Annotated in this window: 19 protein-coding genes, 3 pseudogenes and 1 riboswitch; of the genes and pseudogenes, 5 read left to right on the forward strand and 17 right to left on the reverse strand. The window is 35.0% G+C overall.

All coding sequences use genetic code 11. The features are described from left to right. Positions 1–218 precede the first annotated feature (218 nt). Together OPR46_RS03935 and OPR46_RS03940 are read right to left on the reverse strand one after the other, a co-directional pair. Positions 219–1,484 carry an MFS transporter gene (locus OPR46_RS03935; protein ID WP_406833334.1) on the reverse strand — a complete coding sequence of 422 codons (1,266 nt, stop codon included), beginning with the start codon at positions 1,482–1,484 and terminating at the stop codon, positions 219–221. Between the two features lie 206 nt (positions 1,485–1,690). Further along, on the reverse strand, positions 1,691–1,867 hold the full coding sequence (locus tag OPR46_RS03940; RefSeq protein ID WP_174930852.1) for a hypothetical protein: 177 nt from the start codon (positions 1,865–1,867) through the stop codon (positions 1,691–1,693). A 718-nt stretch (positions 1,868–2,585) separates the two neighbouring features. Here OPR46_RS03940 and OPR46_RS03945 point away from each other — a divergent pair. Together OPR46_RS03945 and OPR46_RS03950 are read left to right on the forward strand one after the other, a co-directional pair. Further along, on the forward strand, positions 2,586–3,686 hold the full coding sequence (locus OPR46_RS03945) for an ATP-binding protein (protein ID WP_265042849.1): 1,101 nt from the start codon (positions 2,586–2,588) through the stop codon (positions 3,684–3,686). 547 nt (positions 3,687–4,233) lie between these two features. Continuing rightward, complete coding sequence (locus OPR46_RS03950) at positions 4,234–5,232, forward strand: pyruvate dehydrogenase complex E1 component subunit beta (RefSeq protein WP_265042851.1); 999 nt, start codon at positions 4,234–4,236, stop codon at positions 5,230–5,232. Here OPR46_RS03950 and OPR46_RS06735 read toward each other — a convergent pair. The 4 genes and pseudogenes from OPR46_RS06735 to OPR46_RS03975 form a co-directional block, all read right to left on the reverse strand. Further along, a pseudogene (locus OPR46_RS06735) lies at positions 5,208–5,686 on the reverse strand (TrbC/VirB2 family protein). The gene OPR46_RS03950 and the pseudogene OPR46_RS06735 overlap by 25 nt on opposite strands. 149 nt (positions 5,687–5,835) lie before the next feature. Next, a complete protein-coding gene (locus tag OPR46_RS03965) occupies positions 5,836–6,090 on the reverse strand; it encodes a hypothetical protein (protein WP_265042855.1) in 255 nt (84 codons plus the stop codon). 401 nt (positions 6,091–6,491) lie between these two features. Next, on the reverse strand, positions 6,492–8,288 hold the full coding sequence (gene lepA / locus OPR46_RS03970) for a translation elongation factor 4 (protein ID WP_265042857.1): 1,797 nt from the start codon (positions 8,286–8,288) through the stop codon (positions 6,492–6,494). A 75-nt stretch (positions 8,289–8,363) separates the two neighbouring features. Then, positions 8,364–9,767, reverse strand: a complete 1,404-nt coding sequence (locus OPR46_RS03975; protein ID WP_007549284.1) for a malonyl-CoA decarboxylase — start codon at positions 9,765–9,767, stop codon at positions 8,364–8,366. A 699-nt stretch (positions 9,768–10,466) separates the two neighbouring features. Here OPR46_RS03975 and OPR46_RS03980 point away from each other — a divergent pair. Both OPR46_RS03980 and OPR46_RS03985 read left to right on the forward strand, forming a co-directional pair. After that, positions 10,467–10,766, forward strand: a complete 300-nt coding sequence (locus OPR46_RS03980) for a hypothetical protein (protein WP_265042860.1) — start codon at positions 10,467–10,469, stop codon at positions 10,764–10,766. A 93-nt stretch (positions 10,767–10,859) separates the two neighbouring features. After that, positions 10,860–11,144 (forward strand): annotated as a pseudogene (locus tag OPR46_RS03985) (ABC transporter ATP-binding protein); the annotation flags it as partial. 70 nt (positions 11,145–11,214) lie between these two features. Here OPR46_RS03985 and OPR46_RS03990 read toward each other — a convergent pair. From OPR46_RS03990 to pgsA, 9 genes and pseudogenes are all read right to left on the reverse strand, one after another. Further along, positions 11,215–11,847, reverse strand: coding sequence for a thiamine diphosphokinase (locus tag OPR46_RS03990; RefSeq protein WP_265042863.1), 633 nt, complete (start codon positions 11,845–11,847; stop codon positions 11,215–11,217). Then, positions 11,828–12,103, reverse strand: a complete 276-nt coding sequence (locus tag OPR46_RS03995; protein WP_265042865.1) for a SemiSWEET family sugar transporter — start codon at positions 12,101–12,103, stop codon at positions 11,828–11,830. The genes OPR46_RS03990 and OPR46_RS03995 overlap by 20 nt, the downstream gene beginning before the upstream one ends. Continuing rightward, positions 12,092–12,194: riboswitch (TPP riboswitch) on the reverse strand. (Overlaps the previous gene by 12 nt.) 76 nt (positions 12,195–12,270) lie before the next feature. Beyond that, positions 12,271–13,115: pseudogene (locus OPR46_RS04000) on the reverse strand (SPFH domain-containing protein). Between the two features lie 7 nt (positions 13,116–13,122). Next, positions 13,123–14,061, reverse strand: coding sequence for a M23 family metallopeptidase (locus OPR46_RS04005; protein WP_265042868.1), 939 nt, complete (start codon positions 14,059–14,061; stop codon positions 13,123–13,125). Next, positions 14,058–14,792, reverse strand: coding sequence for a YebC/PmpR family DNA-binding transcriptional regulator (locus OPR46_RS04010; protein WP_265042870.1), 735 nt, complete (start codon positions 14,790–14,792; stop codon positions 14,058–14,060). Before OPR46_RS04010 ends, OPR46_RS04005 begins: the two co-directional genes overlap by 4 nt. A gap of 60 nt (positions 14,793–14,852) precedes the next feature. Further along, on the reverse strand, positions 14,853–15,560 hold the full coding sequence (locus OPR46_RS04015) for an outer membrane protein assembly factor BamD (protein WP_265042871.1): 708 nt from the start codon (positions 15,558–15,560) through the stop codon (positions 14,853–14,855). Between the two features lie 60 nt (positions 15,561–15,620). Continuing rightward, positions 15,621–16,337, reverse strand: coding sequence for a hypothetical protein (locus OPR46_RS04020; protein ID WP_265042874.1), 717 nt, complete (start codon positions 16,335–16,337; stop codon positions 15,621–15,623). Between the two features lie 237 nt (positions 16,338–16,574). Then, the gene (locus tag OPR46_RS04025) at positions 16,575–16,706 is read right to left on the reverse strand and encodes a hypothetical protein (protein ID WP_265042876.1); all 132 of its coding nucleotides are present in this window, start codon (positions 16,704–16,706) and stop codon (positions 16,575–16,577) included. Positions 16,707–16,776: 70 nt separating this feature from the next. Then, entirely contained in the window at positions 16,777–17,319 is a 543-nt protein-coding gene (gene pgsA / locus OPR46_RS04030) for a CDP-diacylglycerol--glycerol-3-phosphate 3-phosphatidyltransferase (protein ID WP_155968529.1), read from the reverse strand. 134 nt (positions 17,320–17,453) lie between these two features. Here pgsA and OPR46_RS04035 point away from each other — a divergent pair, with 134 nt between their 5' ends. After that, positions 17,454–18,776, forward strand: a complete 1,323-nt coding sequence (locus OPR46_RS04035; RefSeq protein ID WP_265042878.1) for a malic enzyme-like NAD(P)-binding protein — start codon at positions 17,454–17,456, stop codon at positions 18,774–18,776. Here the strand turns inward: OPR46_RS04035 and OPR46_RS04040 are convergent. Both OPR46_RS04040 and OPR46_RS04045 read right to left on the reverse strand, forming a co-directional pair. After that, positions 18,765–18,917 (reverse strand): hypothetical protein, encoded by a 153-nt coding sequence (locus tag OPR46_RS04040; protein WP_265042880.1) that lies wholly within the window; start codon positions 18,915–18,917, stop codon positions 18,765–18,767. The two genes, OPR46_RS04035 and OPR46_RS04040, sit on opposite strands and share 12 nt — an antisense overlap. Next, positions 18,862–19,767, reverse strand: coding sequence for a P44/Msp2 family outer membrane protein (locus OPR46_RS04045; RefSeq protein ID WP_265042881.1), 906 nt, complete (start codon positions 19,765–19,767; stop codon positions 18,862–18,864). Before OPR46_RS04045 ends, OPR46_RS04040 begins: the two co-directional genes overlap by 56 nt. Between the last annotated feature and the right edge of the window lie 3 nt (positions 19,768–19,770).

The raw sequence follows: 19,770 nt of genomic DNA on the forward strand, positions 1-19,770 counted from the left end.
CTATATTTGTGACGCTTGTAAAGACTTAAATTTACAGTTGGAAATACTGTTTTTTTAGACGAATAGAATAAGAAATTAGTGTTACGCATAAAAAAGTTTATCATGGCATGTGTTTTTGATCGTTCTAATTTTTCCGCAATAAAATTTTCTCATTTAGCGAGATTAGCGCATTTTTCACACCTTTTTTCAACTTAGGAGAATACACACTTAAGAGAAAACTAAGACCAATCAAATTTCTTATCTTGCGGTTTTATTTGCAATATTGCTACCACACTGATCAACAAGCAGAAGACTATATAAAGCCCAGCAGCAAGGTTTGTTTGAGGAAATGTTACAGTCAACCAAATACAAACCATAGGAGTAAATCCTCCATGTAACGCATAAGAGATATTGCGTGATAAGCTCACACCACTAAATCTAACATTGGTAGGAAAGAGTTCAGATGCAACTATTCCTATGGGAACTATACCCCTTTCTATTATAGAGAGAACCATTACGCTCAACGCAATCACAAGATAATTTTTATAGTAATATGCAATAGATAACGCAGGACAACAAAGTGCCATTGTAATTGCTATAAATAAGATTGCAGTGCGCTCTTTTCCAACTTTATCAGCCAACATTCCAAACGCTATTGAAGATATCGGCATTAATACACTGGTTATAATCAATACAATTTCGTTGATATATGTTGTTACATAAACATCTACTGATGCTATTTCCTTTGCGAGAGTTCGAAGAAATATGGTAAATCCAACAGCAACATTAACAGGTACAGATATTAAAATAGCAAGTATAAGAGCTCTCTTGTGGCGTTTTATAAGCTCTATTATTGGCAAATCAGGTAAATTTCTTTGTTTTCGATTTTTTTCATATGCTGGAGTTTCTCCCAATGTGTATATGCTATACGCGCTAATTAATCCTAAAATAGCTGAGAAAATAAATGGCAATCTCCAACCCCAGGTACAAAAATCAGTAGTTTTTTTGCAGATAATTACTATCACCGCAGAAAGCAAGACGCCAATGGAGCGACCAAAACCCATCATTCCAAAATACATCCCTAAGTTCTCTTTCCTACTGGATAAATGCTCTATAAGATAAACAGAACTTCCTTGTTCACCACCAAGTGCAATTCCTTGTGTTATATGGATTGCAAGAAGCAATATAGTAGAAATTATACCTACTTGATTGTGACTTGGAATAAATGCAATGAGACTTGATGGTATCGATATTAGCAAGATAGTAATTATTAATGCTATCTTCCTTCCATACCTGTCACCAACGTGACCAAATATGAATGCACCAAGTGGCCTTACAATTGCACCTAGCCCTACAATTCCAAATAATTGCAGTATGTTACTGTAGACATCTTTTGCAAAACAAAACTCTCTGCTGATTATGTTAATCAAATCAATAAAAAGCATGTAGTCATACCATATTGCGATTCTGCAGAGTATGGTTGATATCAACACCCTTGTTTGCACTAAATTCAATTCGTAAATGTTTGCTTATTCTATTCTGGCTGCTTTTTGGGATTTTACAACCTAAACATATGGAGTTGACTTTTTTATTATGGTGTGTGATAATTGCAATGAATATAGCTTATTTAGCAGCACTTATAGCAGCAGCTATAATAAAAATAGCAGCAGTAATACTTTGTGCTATAATGTGTATAAGCATTTTCTTTATATTATTTAAGGGAAAAAGAACACTTAGATTCAAAAGGATTTCTATCTCTTCTGAAAACAGTAGGTGTAATTTCTATAATACTATCAATTATATCTCTCCCACTTATTATATTAAGCCTTACTACTCCGTCACCTCTGGTAGTAGGTATAGTAGGTGGTATCGTTGGTGCTATTTCCATAATACCATTAATAGTAGCTTACATTTTGCTTGTGGCTATATCGAATATCTTTATTACCAAGTCTTTATAAATTTGAGCTAATGTTACTGTCTTCATTTCTTCTTGGTTGTAATATTGCTGAAAGTTATCTATTTCCATAGGTATAACATATAATCTGATTTTATAAGATATTCTACCGGGATTAAAATATCGTAAATCTTAGGCGTTATAAACAGAATTTACAGGAAAAATAAGATGATACTACTCAAAAAGGCAAACAAGACGGTATCTTTCTGGCATAAGTTAGCATTCAGCTTTACCTTTCCTTGCAAGACATTTTAGAGCTATTATGTCTTACTTCTTGAAGATACAAGTTAGCGTTTTTAACCCGAATTCTGGATTGGAGATTAAAAAAAGAAGAATATCAATAGCTTATTGTTTTAGCATTTACGATAAAGTAGTAAGTATTTTAAGATTAGTTATTAATTTAGTAAAATTCAAGACTTTCAATAATTTACCTAAAATCTAATCCAGAATTCGGGTTAATAATAAAATCTTGTTTTTTGAAAATGAATTTGGTAAACTTTAAAGATGTATGTGACAATATGGGGATATATTGTTTTTAGTATTTAATAAGTTAAAGTACGTACTTGATAATTTTTCTGGACGCTTTAATCAAGCTAAAATAGGTAAGCTAGATAAAGTTATTCTTAGTTTGAAGTTGGTATAGGGTATTAAGATGAAAAAAATTGAAATTTCAGAATTACTAAAAAGAATTGCAATCTGTTTACTATGCGTGGCAACTATTGTCTCTATCGCTTTTTTGTTTGCCTATATGCATACAATGTTGCTCAGTCAAGGGTATGAGTTAGCTGCACATTATGTTAGTGAAGCTATGCCTTGTGTGTTACTTGTCGTTTTCTTTTTTATTGCTTGGTTTATATATGATCAAATATTCAGCAAACTAAAGGAAGTAGAGCTGCCTATATCAATAGAATTAGCTAATTCAGATGATAAAAGAACAACATTTGCTGATGCTATAATTCATGACCCCTTAAAACAAAGGTTGCAGATGATTTGCCGTGACCAAATGACGGAAGAAATGCACAAGATGTTTGGAAATAAAAGTATTAATTCACTAAGAGGTTACATATTACATGGCTCTCCTGGAAATGGTAAAACACTTATCGCTCGTGCAATTGCAGGTGAATCAAATATGAATTTCATAAGCATCTCAGGCCCTGATCTTATTGGAGTATATGTTGGTCATGGTGCATATGCTGTACGCGAGCTTTTTAAAGTAGCAAAAAAACATGCTCCTTGTATAGTCTTTATAGATGAAATAGATGTAGTTGCTCAAAAAAGAAGTACCGCTAATACCTCAGCTGACCATTTTCGAGAGAGTTTAACACAGTTATTAACTGAAATAGATGGATTTAAGAGCAGAAGAGATATAATAGTAATTGGTGCAACTAACCGTATCGATGATATAGATCCAGCACTTATTAGATCTGGACGTTTAGGTCAGAAGGTTCTTATCCCTAATCCAAGCATGGAAGCGAGACAAAAGATATTGGAACTTTATATGCGAGGTACAAAAGCCGATAAAGAGTTAAACCTTAGAAACATTGCAGAAAAGACTGAAGACTATTCTGGGGCTAAGTTAGAGCAATTAGTAAATGAGGCAAAAATGTGTGCTGTTGAGGAAAGACGGTCTAAGATTAGTGAGAAAGATTTTGATCACGCGCTTCGCGGGTTAAGTTCAGAACAAGAAAGAGAGAGAATAAGGTTGGTTTCAAACAGGGAGACACAGACAGAAGAAACTTCTTTTATACGGTAAACATAAAAATTGAAATTATAGAAGTGTAGCTGAGCCAACCTTCGTTATTCTTATTATTACCCACAAATAAAGACATGGTATTGCATTTACTCAAATAATTTAATTTTATTAACCTGAAAGCTTATTGGATTAAAATTATTAAATTAAGAGTTATAATTTTAGCAACTAAAAGCTGTAAATTGCACCATATAAACAGTTATTTCAAGCAAAAGTTATACTGACCTTAGCCAGAAAAAGTGGTGGAAAAGTTAGGAATGTTTTTTACAAAAAAAGACAGTATCAATAAAAAGGATTTTATTCTATTTGAAATATCAAATTATCATGTATTTTTCTGTTATTCCCAAGTGAATTATTATTAACTTAGCAGTATATATTATTAAAAACACAAGCAATACAATCATTTTTAGCAACCAAAACCAGCAAGCGTGAGAAGATTTTTTTTTGGAATGAGTTGGTCATGATGTTTGTAAAACTTAATTTGTACACTTTACTTACCCCCAGTAATTCTGATATAGTTACTTTAGTTAAAGTCTATAAAAGTTTATAAATGGCAACCTTAAGTGTAAGAGAAGCTTTATGCACAGCAATTAGAGAAGAAATGCAAAACGACTCTGATGTGCTTATCATGGGTGAAGAAGTTGCAGAGTATGATGGTGCTTATAAAGTAACGAAAGGATTACTGAAAGAGTTTGGAGAAAACAGAGTAGTTGATACGCCTATTAGCGAACATGGATTTGCTGGCCTTGCTGTTGGAGCGGCATTTGCTGGATTAAAGCCAATAGTCGAGTTTATGACTTTTAATTTTTCTATGCAAGCTATTGACCAAATTGTGAATTCCGCAGCAAAAACAAATTATATGTCAGGCGGACAACTTGGATGCCCTATAGTATTTCGTGGACCAAATGGCGCTGCAGCAAGAGTTGCTGCACAACATTCTCAATGCTTTGCAGCTTGGTATTCGCATATACCGGGGTTAAAAGTAATAGCACCCTATTTTGCCTCCGATTGCAGAGGTCTGCTTAAAGCTGCAATTCGTGGCCCTAATCCGGTAATATTTCTAGAAAACGAAATAGCTTATGGACATGAGCATGAAGTTTCTGACTCTGAGCTATCAAACAAAGATTATCTACTTGAGATAGGCAAAGCTGCTGTTATACGGGAAGGAAAGGATGTAACTATCACTGCTTTTTCATTAAAATTAATGGATGCCTTAAATGCAGCAGATTTACTTTCGAGTAAAGGTATAGAAGCTGAAGTTATTGACCTCAGAACCTTAAGACCACTTGACACTCAAACTGTTATTAACTCTATTCAGAAGACTAATAGGTTAGTTAGTGTAGAAGAAGGATGGCCATTTGCAGGAATAGGAGCAGAGCTGTCAGCCGTTGTTATGGAACAAGGATTTGACTACCTTGATGCTCCAGTTGTACGTGTAACTGGCAAGGACATCCCCTTACCTTACGCTGCAAATCTAGAAAAAAAAGCATTACCGCAAGTGGAAGATATAGTTGAAGCCGTGCATCAGGTCTGTTTTAGAAAAAAATAGTTCTTTTTTGTGTCTCCTGTTCCGCATTGGTCCATCAAAGAAGTATTTCCAGTGCCGCCTATACCACCCATTACTTTTATGACGATAGTTTTAGCACCGAAAAATACAGCACAAAATATACCGAGTGCAAAAAGAGCTGGCCATGGCATTCTACCAAATATCGCAAGCAAAGCTGCACCTATTATCACTACGGTCATAAGCGGTCCGCCTATTCCCCAAACGTAGCCAATAATGTTACATATTATAGCTCTTTTTACAATAATCCGAACAGACCGTAATATGCTACTGGCCTGCTATAGCCATAAACACATATCTTATCGCATTCGGACTATTATAAGAAAGGCTATACTTGAGCAGTTGTATCAGTATTAGTGTCAGCGGCAGCACTCCCAACATGAGAAAAAGAAATAAATAATACTATAAAAAGAATATTAAAAACTTTCCTAGGGTTCATCTCTATACCTTAAATTTAGATATTGCAACTATACCTAAAATACTATAATTTTTAGTAAAACTAGCATAAAGATTGAATAACAAACGGTGCCACAAAAGTAGTTGACACACAACTGCACAAATATTGTAATATAGACATAGTAAACGATATTATTCCAGTGCTTGACGCTGGAATCCAGACTTTATAGCCCTTCTTATAATAGTCCGAATGCGATAAGATATGTGTTTATGGCTATAGCAGGCCAGTAGCATATTACGGTCTGTTCGGATTATTGTAAAAAGAGCTATAATTGTTATATTTATAAATAAGTCTGGAACGTTCATCTCAAATGCAGTATTTTTGTTGAAATAGCTCAACTGGATCCCAGTGTCAAGCACTGGGATGACAGCAGTTCTACGCGTCATACCGCCGCGGTATCTCAGCCGCTAACAAGTAGCGGGATGACGGTTGTCGTTTAGCCATAAACATTAAGAAATTTACCAAATGAAAAAAAAGGCAAAAGAAACCCTAGGGTAGCTAGTTATTCACTATCCATTTTTTAAGTTGGCGTTTTTTTATGTTTTAAACGCTTTATAAGCGCGTTTCAGCTTATGTAGGTAGAAGTTTGATAAAGACATAAGGTGGACATAGTGCAAAAAATTAAACATGAGACGCCAGACACGTGAGTTTTTTTGTCATTTAATCTGTACAGAGAAGATAAATAAATAGCTTCACTTTCATGATAAGGGGGCTGGCAGAGTTTGTCAAGTAAGTTTTTTCGTTTCTAACGGTTGTTGCCAAAAACTATACAAGAAGTCTTTTAAGATCAATCACTTATCTTCAAGGCTTGAATAAAAGCATTCTGTGGAATATTTACGTTCCCTATAGAATGTAACCTTTTTTTACCCTTCTTTTGCTTTTCAAGTAGTTTCATTCTTCGCGTTACATCTCCGCCATAGAGTTTAGCTGTTACATCTTTTCTGTATGGGTTAATCGTTTCTCTGGCAATAATTTTTCCGCCCACTGCCGCTTGAATCGCGATTTTATATTGCTGACGTGGTATTAAATCCTTCAAGCGTGCACATATTTCACGCCCCCTTTTTTCTGCCCTACTTTTGTGAACGATACAAGCCAGTGCATCTACGGGCTCTCCATTAATTAAAAAGCTTAATTTATCTATTTGGCTTACCAGATAGCTGGAAATTTCCCAATCCAAACTTGCATATCCTTTGGAAATTGATTTTAATCGATCATAAAAGTCAAAAACAACTTCAGACAGTGGTAATTTATATCTTAACAATGCTGTTGTTGTGTTACCAATGTAAGATAAATCCTCCTGTTCTCCCCTCCTTTCTTCACATAGAGATAGAATCTCTCCCAAGTATTGGTCAGGGACCATTATGGTTGCGGTAATCCATGGTTCTTCCACAATTTCAATTTTCGTTGGATCTGGCATATCACTTGGGTTATGAATATTCAAAACTTCACCACTTCGTGTTGTAACCCTATATATAACACTCGGTGCAGTTGCTGTTAGGTCTAAATCAAATTCTCTCTCGAGCCTTTCTTGAATAACTTCAAGATGCAACATTCCCAAAAAACCACAACGAAATCCATAGCCTAGTGCATTTGAAGTTTCAGCTTCGAAGGTAAAACTTGCATCATTTAAATGTAACTTTTCTAGAGCTTCTCTTAGATATTTAAAATCATCCGTTTTATGAGGAAAAATGCTACAAAATACCACAGGATGCACTTCTTTAAATCCAGGAAGTGCTTCACTACAAGGTCTCTTTTCCTCAGTGATAGTGTCTCCTACCTTGCAGTCTGCTACTTCCTTCATTGAAGCAGTTATAAAACCAACTTCACCCGCTGAAAGCTCACTCGTCATAACTTTTTTAGGGGTGAAAATACCAATATTGTCCACTTGATATGTAGCATTATTAGACATCATAACAATTCTCATGCCTTTTTTTAGCACTCCATTTTTAACTCGCACTAAAATTACTACTCCTAAGTAAGTGTCATACCAACTATCAACCAAAATTGCTTGCAATGGAGCATTTACATCACCTTGAGGAGCTGGAAGTTTTGCTACTATTGCTTCCAGTACATCTTTTATTCCAAGTCCAGTTTTTGCTGATATTAAAAATGACTCACTTGCATCAATACCGATTATTTCCTCAACCTGGAGTTTTACCCCTTCTGGATCTGCAGCAGGAAGATCAACTTTATTGAGCACAACTATTATTTCATGGTTGTTGTCAATAGCTTTATATACATTTGCAAGGGTTTGTGCTTCAACGCCCTGGCTACTATCTACCACTAAAAGTGAACCTTCACATGCGGCTAAGCTTCGACTTACCTCGTAAGAAAAGTCAACGTGACCTGGGGTGTCCATGAGATTTAGGCAATATTGATTACCGTCGTTTGCCGTATAATTGAGTTTTACCGTCTGTGCCTTAATTGTAATCCCACGTTCGCGTTCTATATCCATTGAATCGAGTATTTGATTGGTCATTTCTCTTGCTTCAAGGCCGTTACATTCCTCTATTAAACGGTCAGCAAGCGTTGACTTACCGTGGTCTATATGCGCTATTATTGCAAAATTTCTTATGTTGTTCATTTATGGCTATTTTACTTAAGTAGAACCATTTTACATTTTAAGTGTTGTGAGGGCAATCCTTTATTAAGAGACTATTTACTCCTTCAACATAGACGACACTTTTTTCGAGCAGGAAATCACTTTATTAACCATATAGTTTTCATGATTATTATCTATTTTAGGCAACTCATATAGATAATTTACCATCATCCCGGCTGACTGACTAATACCCTTTTCAGAAGTATCCGCCATCCAGTTTAATTGTTTTATTGATGCGCCATTGCTTAAATGAAAATGCGCCACCGGGTCATAAGTATTTCCATTACTATTATTCACTTTTAGTAAATAATATGCACATAGTTTAAGCATGTATTGTTTAGTTTCATTTGTACATTCAACATTAGTTTTTAATTGCTCTGCACTTTCTAAAATTTCTGCACTAGATTGTTTTATATTTAGTTTGCCCAATAAAGTGACATCTTGGTTTAGATTGTTTTTTAGCCATTTCGTAAAGCCAGGTATTGGAGAAAGAGTTGCATATGTTTTTATACTTTTAAACTCCTGTGATAGCTTTTCTACAACCCTTTTGATCAAAAAATTACCAAGGCTGATTCCAGATAACCCTGCTTGAGTGTTTGATATTGAATAGAATATAGCAGTGCTTGCATTACTCGGATCATTTGAAGGTACTGACTCATCTAAAAGGTGTTGAATGCTATCTGCAATCTTATCCACCAATGCAACCTCTACAAAAATTAGAGGTTCGTTTGGTATCTTGTAATGAAAAAAAGCAAAACAGAGACGATCAGAATCTAGTCTGTTTTTTAGGTCGCCCCAAGAGGAAATTTTATGCACAGCTTCATATTTTATAAGTTTTTCTAGCAATGATGCAGGTGAATCCCAAGTGATTTGACGAAGATCGAGTAGATCAACATCAACCCAAGTATAGAGTATATTTTTTAATTCGTTCTCTAGTGGATTCAAGCTTCTATGTTGGTTTTTTAGCTTAAGCACATCAGAACGCATATCAACAATAAACTTAAGGCCTTCTGGTAAAGAAATAAATTGCTTCAATATTTTAGAACGTGGTGATTCAAGAATTTTTATTAAATCCTGCTCAAATTTATAGTTTAACTCGGGATCTTGGTTTTTCTTATACTCTTTAATTTTCTCATCTATTTCCGCTTTATTCGGATTAAATTTTTCTGCCAGGGTTTGTAGAAATTTTATTTTACCTTTCTCTGATAAGCTTAAGTACAAGTTACCAAGAGATACAGCGTTTTTACGTGCTGAAACCTCCCCTCCCTTTGGATTTAAGCACTCGTTCATCTTCAAGACTAAACTATCGATATCGCGACTGTTGCTTAAATCAGGACTGATGTTACCAATCCACGATCTTACAGCATCTGCCACTCCACCTAGTATTTTAAAAAAGCTTCTTACCGCCTTTTTGTCTTCAACTTTCACTATATCAGTTTTTACCAATGATTCTTTTGTCATAGATTCCCTTTATTATACATAGCTAATGCAAGTCAGGGTCATACCGCTGCGATATCTCTAGATCCCGCTAACAAGTAGCGGGATGACGAATTTGTCGTTTGTCAAATCGTCGGTAAACCCAAGTTATTTTAGCTACATATAGCTTAAGTTAAAGGAAAATTTTAGCTACATAGCAGGCACTATTACTGAATTATTAATAATTCAGTAATACAATAGACTTCTTGCACTACCTCCCAAGCCACAACTGTCATTCAGTAGAAACAAAAACTTTCTTGACAAACTCCGCCAGCCCCCTTATCATGAAACTGAGGCTGTTGTATTTGCTTTCGCCAATCTGCAGATTAAAAGGTAAGGATTACTTAATGTATCGGCGTCTTATGTTCAATTTTTTGCAGTATATAGATACTGTATGTCTTTACAAAACTTCATCTACATCTAGATTTTTATCTAAATAAGCTGAACGCGCTTATAAAGCGTTACAAGACATCAAAAAATGCCAATACTCGACAGAGATAGTAAAAGACTAGCTAACTCGGGGATTCTTTGTCTTTTTTTCTGCTTAGTATAGCCTTTCTTATAATAGTCCGAATGCGATAAGATATGTGTTTATGGCTATAGCAGGCCAGTAGCATATTACGGTCTGTTCGGATTATTGTAAAAAGAGCTATAACAGAATCTGTACTGAGAGAATGCTTGTCATTGTTTGGCTACCAGGAAAGTGTAAAAGCAAAAAACATGGAAGAACTTATCAAGAGCTGGTTAGCCTTTATTACAGACACAACTACAAATATTTCTGAGATCGACACTACTGAGGCTAAGCGAGATTTATATAAGCTACTTATTCTGAATCGAGCATCAGCACTACATGATGCTGGAGACATCTCAGGAAAAATATACAAAAATTTATGGTTTTCACTACTTGTATTTCTCAATAAAAAAGTCAACGTAGTGGAGCTAGCATTATATAGCCCTTTTTACAATAATCCGAACAGACCGTAATATGCTACTGGCCTGCTATAGCCATAAACACATATCTTATCGCATTCGGACTATTATAAGAAAGGCTATAAATTCAAACTTAATGTACTTATAATGTCTTTAGTTGCCCTGGTGGTAGCTGTTGATTTGTCTTTTAGAAAGTATTTAGTAAAAAATATTCTAGATACAGCTGTAAAATATCAGGAAGGTAATGTAATTGAGAATCTTTTATTACCTGTAAGCGCTTATCTTGGTATGGCATTACTTATCACTACTGCTTTTAGATTCTATGGCTATTTTGTTGACATTCGAATGTTTACCTTAATGCGTCAAAAGATAGCTGATATATCTTTTTGTAGACTACTCCAACAAGACCATTCCTATTATCAGAACAATTTATAGCTCTTTTTACAATAATCCGAACAGACCGTAATATGCTACTGGCCTGCTATAGCCATAAACACATATCTTATCGCATTCGGACTATTATAAGAAAGGCTATATATGCCTCATTGCTCAGGCTTCGATTAAAGCAAGAATTCTTTCCTGGAAAGGCAAGGTTGCTAAGATGCAGTTCCCATTTTAATCCTTTAGTTGATATTTGAGCTTTGGGTATACCAAGCAAAGATATTTTAGTATTTTTTGGCAAAGAAAAAAAATGGGTAATACCTTTTTGTAAAGTGTAACCTACCATGGGAGGTGAAGGTGTGTAAAAGATACTATCTGTACTTAGAAAAACGTTAATATTTTGTAGTATATGATCAATTGCTCCTCCAGTAATACCTGTTATTATCGATGGCAGTAACTTCATTGTCTTTAAATGGGCTATGGCTTTAGAAAAGTCACAATAATCTTGATCAGGTAGATATATCGTATTCAAATTAGCACATAAATCCAGATTTACGCTATCCAAATCTCCTACTACAAGATCAGGTTTTACGCCAATTGATAGAAGCTTGTTTGCTCCTCCATCTACAGCAATAATAGGTATATCTCGTTTAAAAAACGATGAGCTCGGTATTTTTCCATTTAGCACTACAATAGAACGATATTGTTGTTGTGTACTGCAGTGCAGCACATGATCATGGTGCAGGTTTTGCATCGTAGTAACATTTTTGAATAATTGATATTATGCTAATCACTAATCCAGCAATATTGCTAAGCACCACAAAAATTGAGCTCTGGTAAAGACCATAGCCAATCCAAGACAATGAACAAATAAGATAGTTTACTAACATTAACATCAATACATCACGAGTAACTTTAGTGATATATGCTTTATATACTTGAGGTGATAATCCAATTAGAGATGCAATTAACGCAATGAAGCCGAAGCATTCTTCAATATTTATATACATACATTTTCCTACGCTTGCTTTAACAATATCAGGTTCAAAGGGTTGTACTTTATGTACTCTCAGCTTTTCTAGAGCACCCCTAATGCGTGTAATTTATAACATCATTTAGTCTATTAATCAAGAAATTAATAGTGACTTGCATTTATGAAACCCAATCGGCTTCTATGCTAATTATTATCTAAACTAATCGTCGGTTGTGCATCTTGCTCAGAGATTAGGGCAACCAACAAATTATTTATCAATTGAACCTTTTGCTTGCCATCTAATTGTAAGCTTTTGTTTTTTTCAAAATGAGCTATTACTTCCTCGACAATTCCTATTGCATTTTGCACTATATGCCTTCTTGCCGAAGTGATAGCATGTGCTTGTTGACGCCTTAACATTGCTTGTGCAATCTCGGACGAATACGCCAAATGCGATATTCTTGCTTCTGTAATCTCAATTCCTGCAATATCTAATCTTTGTTGTAACATTGACCGCAATTCATCTGAAATTTTATCAGAATTTTTACGTAAAGATTCCTCATCGCTTTCGCTATCATACGGATAATTGCTTGCTAATTCTCTTATTACTGAGTCACTTTGTACAAAAACAAATTCGTGATAGTTGTTAACATTATAATACGCCTTTGCAGGACTGCTCACTCTCCAAACAATTACTGCAGAAATCTCTATTGGACTTCCATTTGCATCATTAACTTTTATTTTTTCTGTGTTAATATTCTGAAATTTTAGGGAAACTATATATTTGCTTGAAAAGGGAAGCGTTACACATATTCCAGACTTAAAATAAGTTCCAATATAATGACCAAAAAATTCTATCACTCTTGCTTCATTAGGGTCATTAATAAAAAATCCTTGAAGAAAAGTCAAAATTGAAACGGCAGCAACTCCAAGTGCAATTGTGCTGTCATATGCCAAAAAAAGCAGCGATAAAATTAATCCTAGCGCTATTAGTACAGGAAAAGCCCGAATTTGACTCAAATTCTATCGTTTATCGTATTCTTATCCATATTGTCTTTAAACTTCTTTTTCACTTGAACCCTCTCTGTTGATCGTTTTATTTATCTTATTTACAAATAGTTTAAACTCTCTTAATTCATGATCAGGCAATTTTACTTCAGTTTTATGCGCTATCGTAAGCGGATCGATGTGTTTGCCGTTATATATAACTTCGTAATGTAAATGAGGTCCTGTTGCAACACCAGTGCTACCAACGTAGGCGATGACCTGCCCCTGCTTTACTTTAGAGCCTAACTTTATATCGCCACTAAATCTACTTATATGCGCGTAACAGGTTGAATACTCATTTTTGTGTTTTATTTTGATGTAATTTCCATAGCCACCATTCTTTCCTATATATTCTATCACACCCTCTGCAGCAGCGTATATGGGAGTGCCAAGTTTAGCTGCATAATCCACTCCTTTGTGAAAAGCAATTTTACCGCGAACAGGATGCTTTCTATTGCCAAATTTTGAGGATATGCGATAATCTCCATTTAAAGGATTTGCAAAAATTTCGCCATTTTTTAAGCTTATTCCTTCTTTATTAAAATACCTTTCTTTGCCGTCTTGCGATTTATAATGATATAAACTAATAGCTTTCTTGTTTATTGTCAGTGAAGCATATAAAATTTTTTCTTCAGTCTTCTGATTATTAGGCAATCTCTCAAAAAGAACCTCCAATTTACTCTTCGGCACAATGTCTTTTTTAAAATCAACACCGAAATCTTTATATATGTTGATCAATTTCACCACTGTATTTGGCGCCAACCCTTCCGTGGCAAAAAAGGAAGATTTTATGGTACTGGATATGAATAACAACTTTCTATCACTTTCTGTCGTCAAAGTAGCTTTTTTTTTTCTGATTCCATGCTGGAATGGCTGTGCAAGACCTGTTGATGTTTCAGTAGCATATGCTGGTAAAATACAAAGCAATACAAATATTACCAGCCTCATAGCTTATCAACAAAAGTAAAATTACCTTCCACATACTGTACATCGTCGTTATCTTCTAGCTCTTCAACCAATGCAGATAATTTATCAATCAACTCTTTATCGCTAATTTCAATCAGATCTTTTGGCTGCCATGAAAGACGAGCAAGTTCTGGTTCTCCGAATTTTGCATAAAAGGCATCGCGTACTTTACCAAAATCTTTTATTTCACAAGTTATAACGTGTAATCCTTCTTTGTCATTTTCCTCAACATTCAATACTTCTAATTCGATTCCATGACTGAATAAATCATCAAAATTCACACCCTCTGCTTTATAGACGATTAAGCCTACATGATCGAAAAGGTAACTAACACTTCCTGTTTCTCCTAAATTTCCACCTTTACGAGAAAAGATGTAACGTACCTCAGAAGCAGTACGGTTGCGGTTATTAGTCAAGGCATGGACAATGAGTGCAGTGCCAGAAGGCCCATGACCTTCATATTGTATTTCCTCGTAATTTTCTCCAGCAACGTTACCAGTTGCATTTTTTATTGCTGTTTCTATTTTATCTTTTGGTAGATTTTCCTTGCGTGCAGCAAATATAGCAGAGCGAAGGCGCGGGTTGAGTTCGGGTAGCCCTTGCTTTGCAGCAACTGCTATTTCTCTAATCAGCTTCGTAAATTTTTGAGAGCGCTTTGCATCCTGAGCACCTTTCCGGTGTTTTATATTTGAAAATTGTGAATGACCAGCCATATTCAAATAGTTAAAAATCTAAATTATATATAAAAGCATAGAAAAAGCTAAAGCAAATTTTCAAGCCTCCAGCTTGGCATCTTGCAGGTTTTCTGCTAATAACATACTTTCATACTGCTCAGCTTCTAAGTCAAGGCCAAGAGCTGAATGGGCTGCTACTAAATAGTTAATAGACTTAGAAAAATATTTAGAATCCTTATAGCTTGCCATATTCTGGAAACGCTTAATTGCTGCTAAATATTCACCACGCCTCAGGTAAAATTTACCGATAGAATACTCTTTTGTTGATATATGTTCTGTGATTAATTTTGCTCTTTCCTTTATCTCGTCTACATATTCGCTGCCTGGAAAGAGATTAATGTACTCAGTGGCTAGCTCTAAAGTTTTATATGCAGTTTGCTGTCCAAGTTGCACTTTATTAATTTGCATGTAATAAGATAATACTCTTAAGTAGTATACATATGGTAAATCTTTACCATTTGAATAAACATATATATAATCATCCATATCACTTGCAGCACTGCTATAGTTACCCATATTATAGTGAGAAACTCCAGATAATAATTTCGCTTTCATTGCCCAATAAGACAAAGGATACAAATCCTCTATCTTATGAAATGGCCTAATAGCTTGTTTATATTTTTTCTGGTCAAAAAGTTCAACTGCTTCTTCATATAGTTCAGTTTCAGTTTTTTCAAGATCATCCGCATACGATTGTGTAAAGGAGCAAATTAGAAAAATAAAGCACGTGATTAAAGTCTTATACATAAGATTTTTTTCGATCAAAATAAAGTATAGACCTAAATATTACTTAAATAAATAAATTTCTTAGTCAATAGCCGGCCCTTCTTCTTTATAACTACGGTCAGAACTACCTGCATTTCTTGATTCACCTCGTCCTTCCACTTTTGGATCTTTCAGCGTCTTACTGTAGGAATGTATAGTTAAGACCTGTACAGCCATAAAAATTGCAATACCTATCATGCCTAAAGTAGGTCCAACAGCAGGATTTAAGGACGATGCTAATGCTATTAACATTATCCTTCTTATTAAAAATACAGAAGAACCAGCAAGCGCCAATCCGGCTACAGATATATTGCTAGTTTTCTTGCTAGATTTCTCATCAAGATCAGACTTTTCTGTTTCCTTTTTCTTATTTTTTTCATGCTTATCAATATAAGAAACAAGAGTTACAAGAAAAGCAATTGCATTGGCAAGAAATAAAATTGCATCCTCTGCTGCTTCAAGTGAAGATGTTTCACCCATTATCATACCTACAATAACCAGTGCAGTTGTTATAGCCTCAATATAGATCAAACACTGACCTATATCAGAAATATTGTGCTCTTTTTCCTTTACTTCCTTTCCATTTTCAATATTCTCCAACTCTCGTTCTTTTTGTGCTATCTTCCTATTATTGTAAATTAAATATAGCGTACAAATAAGAGATAAGACTGTAAAAGGTAATATAGTGTGGCTTAGCGCGCCACTTATCACGCCAAGTAATACCTGATCGCTATATGTTTTTTCCAGTTCAATCGCCATCAGCAATGTAAATGGGACCATTGTTGCCAATGATGCACATTTTCTATATAGCTCTCTTTTTTTTAGTGCTAATAGTTCTTGTTCTAGCCTTTCTCTTTTGACTTCTTTATCAACTGTTGGCCAAAAATCCCAAAAAAACTCTTCTAATGGTTCAAAATCTCTTTTTTCTTATTCTTTCCTGGAACCTTTTTAGTAGAAGAAAATTTGCCACTAGGTATTTTCATAATATTAACCTAATTAGTTGTAAGTTATAGCCTTTCTTATAATAGTCCGAATGCGATAAGATATGTGTTTATGGCTATAGCAGGCCAGTAGCATATTACGGTCTGTTCGGATTATTGTAAAAAGAGCTATAATACAATTATACACCTTTTTGCTTTCTGAGTCAATATCACTAAGATATTAACTACTCTTGTCTATTAACTATTTCCTAGGAGATTTAACCAATCTGTTTGATGCCGGCTAGGATATAATTATAGCCTGACCACACAGTTACAATAGCTGCAACCCATAAACAAATCGCACCTGTATATTGAATCATATAATAATCGTTCATTATTAGCGCTACTACAGCAACCATCTGCAAAAATGTTTTAATTTTGCCAGCTTTGCTTACAGGTAGACTAACATTTGTAGCTATCAAAAACTCCCGCAAACCCGAGACTAATATCTCCCTACAGATGATGATAATCGATGGTACTATTGTAAAATCATTTATCTTCTGCTTATAAACTAGCATAATTATCGTTGAAACCACTATTAATTTATCAGCAATTGGATCAAATAGCTTGCCAAATTTTGATTGGACTTTCCACGCACGCGCCAAGTAACCATCAAAAAAATCCGTAATGCACGCAAACACAAAGATTGATATTGTTATCAGGCCTGCATATTTATTTTCTATATAAAAACTTAATATTATTGCTGGTACTGCAAGCGCACGAGAAATTGTAAGCAAATTAGGCACGTTTTTCTTAAGCATGTAATACCATTCTACGTAGTAGGTAAACTTATACAGAAGTACACCAGAGTTCACAAGCTAATAGTTTACAATTGAACATTTATAAAAACTCCATATACTTAAAAAATACAATCTTAAAATATAAGGATGTAATGATGAACGATGATTTAGATAGTACCACAAAACAAGAGGCACTTAATTATCACAGTAGAGGTGGTAAACCTGGTAAAATTTCAATCATGCCAACAAAACCTTTATCTACCCAGTATGATTTGTCACTTGCTTATTCCCCTGGCGTTGCAGCTCCGTGCCTTGAAATAGCTAAAAATCCTGAGGTTGTTTATGATTATACGGCAAAAAGCAACTGTGTTGCTGTCATTTCAAATGGCACTGCAGTGCTTGGACTTGGTAATATCGGTCCTCTTGCTGCAAAACCTGTCATGGAAGGCAAAGCTGTTTTATTTAAGCGTTTTGCTGATATTGATGCAGTTGATATAGAAGTTGGTACAGAAAATATAGAAGATTTTATCAATGCAGTAAGGTACCTTGGGCCAAGTTGGGGGGGGATAAATTTAGAGGATATAAGATCTCCCGATTGTTTTATAATAGAGAAACGTCTGAATGAACTGATGGATATTCCAGTGTTCCATGATGACCAGCATGGAACTGCAGTGGTTGTTGCAGCTAGTATAGAAAATGCTCTTGATATTGTCGGAAAGAAATTAGAGGACGTTAAGATCATTATGAATGGTGCTGGAGCAGCCGGTATTGCATGTTTAGAAATACTAAAGTCCATGGGCGCTAAAAATATAGTGCTGTGTGATAAGCAAGGAGTAATATACAAAGGTAGAAACGAGGACATGAATGAGTGGAAGGAAAAATATGCAATTGATACTTCCGAACGTTCTCTACTTGATACAATAAAAGGCGCTGATGTATTCATCGGACTATCTGCAAAAGATGTGTTAAATGAAGAGATGTTAAAGAGTATGGGCAAAGACCCGATTATTTTTGCTCTTGCCAATCCCGATCCAGAAGTAAGGCCTGAGTTTGCAAAATCTGTGAGGCCAGATGCAATAATTGCAACTGGTAGGTCAGATTACAACAACCAAGTCAACAACGTAATGGGTTTTCCTTATATATTTAGAGGGGCACTTGATGTACATGCAACAACAATAAATGATGAAATGAAAATTGCAGCTGCAGATGCAATAGCAAAGCTTGCCCGTGAGCCAGTACCAGGTGAGATATCTGCAGTCTATGGCGGTCATAAAATGGGCTATGGACGTGAATATATAATACCTACTCCATTTGACCCAAGATTAATTTCTATAGTAGCTCCTGCTGTTGCAAAAGCCGCAGTTGATTCAGGTGTTGCAAGAAAGGCAATACAAGATTGGAGTAAATATGAAAATCAATTAAAATCTCGTCTTTCTAATGTTCTCAGTACGCTGAATTTACTATCTTCACATATGTAATTTATTGGATAAAGTTATAGCCTTTCTTATAATAGTCCGAATGCGATAAGATATGTGTTTATGGCTATAGCAGGCCAGTAGCATATTACGGTCTGTTCGGATTATTGTAAAAAGAGCTATAAAAGTGATAAACCAACCCAAACTCTAAGCCATATATGCCAAACCTATTGGTAATGGTTGCAGTTGTTGATTCAACACGTGCAGTTTCATCAACTTTACTTCCTCCACCGGCAGGAATATATCCTTCACCAGCTAGTATCTTTATTCCTGGTACAATATCTTTAAATTGGTTATCAAGGATACCAAAATAGCGTAAACCAGCAAATGCTTGAGTTTGTGCTGTAAGTTGGTGATTGATACCAAGTTTTGCTTGGTAAGCCAAGGCATATCTGGTTTTTCCTAGAAATTTAACCCTAGTTACACCTGCACCAATACCAACATATGGGGTGAATGGTATTTTTACTATATTAAAATCACGATATACATTGACCATTCCAGCTAAGTTATTAAAACCTTCATTTTTCATCTTAAATGCAGCTCTGAACTCTGCTTCAACACTACAATTTTCTTGAATGTGAATATCAACCTTTCCACTTCTCCAAGGTGAATTGCATTCCGCTCCAGTAGACGCATCATTGTGACGACGAAGTTCAATATATCTTGCTTTTTTCTTATCTGAATAATCTTCATCATATAAGTTAGTCTGAGAATATAAGCCTTCAAACTCAACTCTCATATTTTTGAATAAATACCCTATTGCAGCACTACCGGCAAACCCTGGAACATATTTAGGACTGTATCCAGCTTCAATTCGCTCCTTCTTATTAAAACTAAAAACCCCCTCTGTTATATTGTCACCTGCATCTTCTTTTCCTTCTAGAGAACCTATTGCATTGAAGAATGCTCCAAAATAGTTAGCTTTGATGTAAACATTCTCTAAGTTATTTATTTTATCATCGTAAGATAAGCACCTAAATGAAAAAGTTAGCAAAAC

The sequence above is a fragment of the Wolbachia endosymbiont (group A) of Scambus nigricans genome (assembly GCF_947251485.1).
GTDB lineage: Bacteria > Pseudomonadota > Alphaproteobacteria > Rickettsiales > Anaplasmataceae > Wolbachia > Wolbachia pipientis.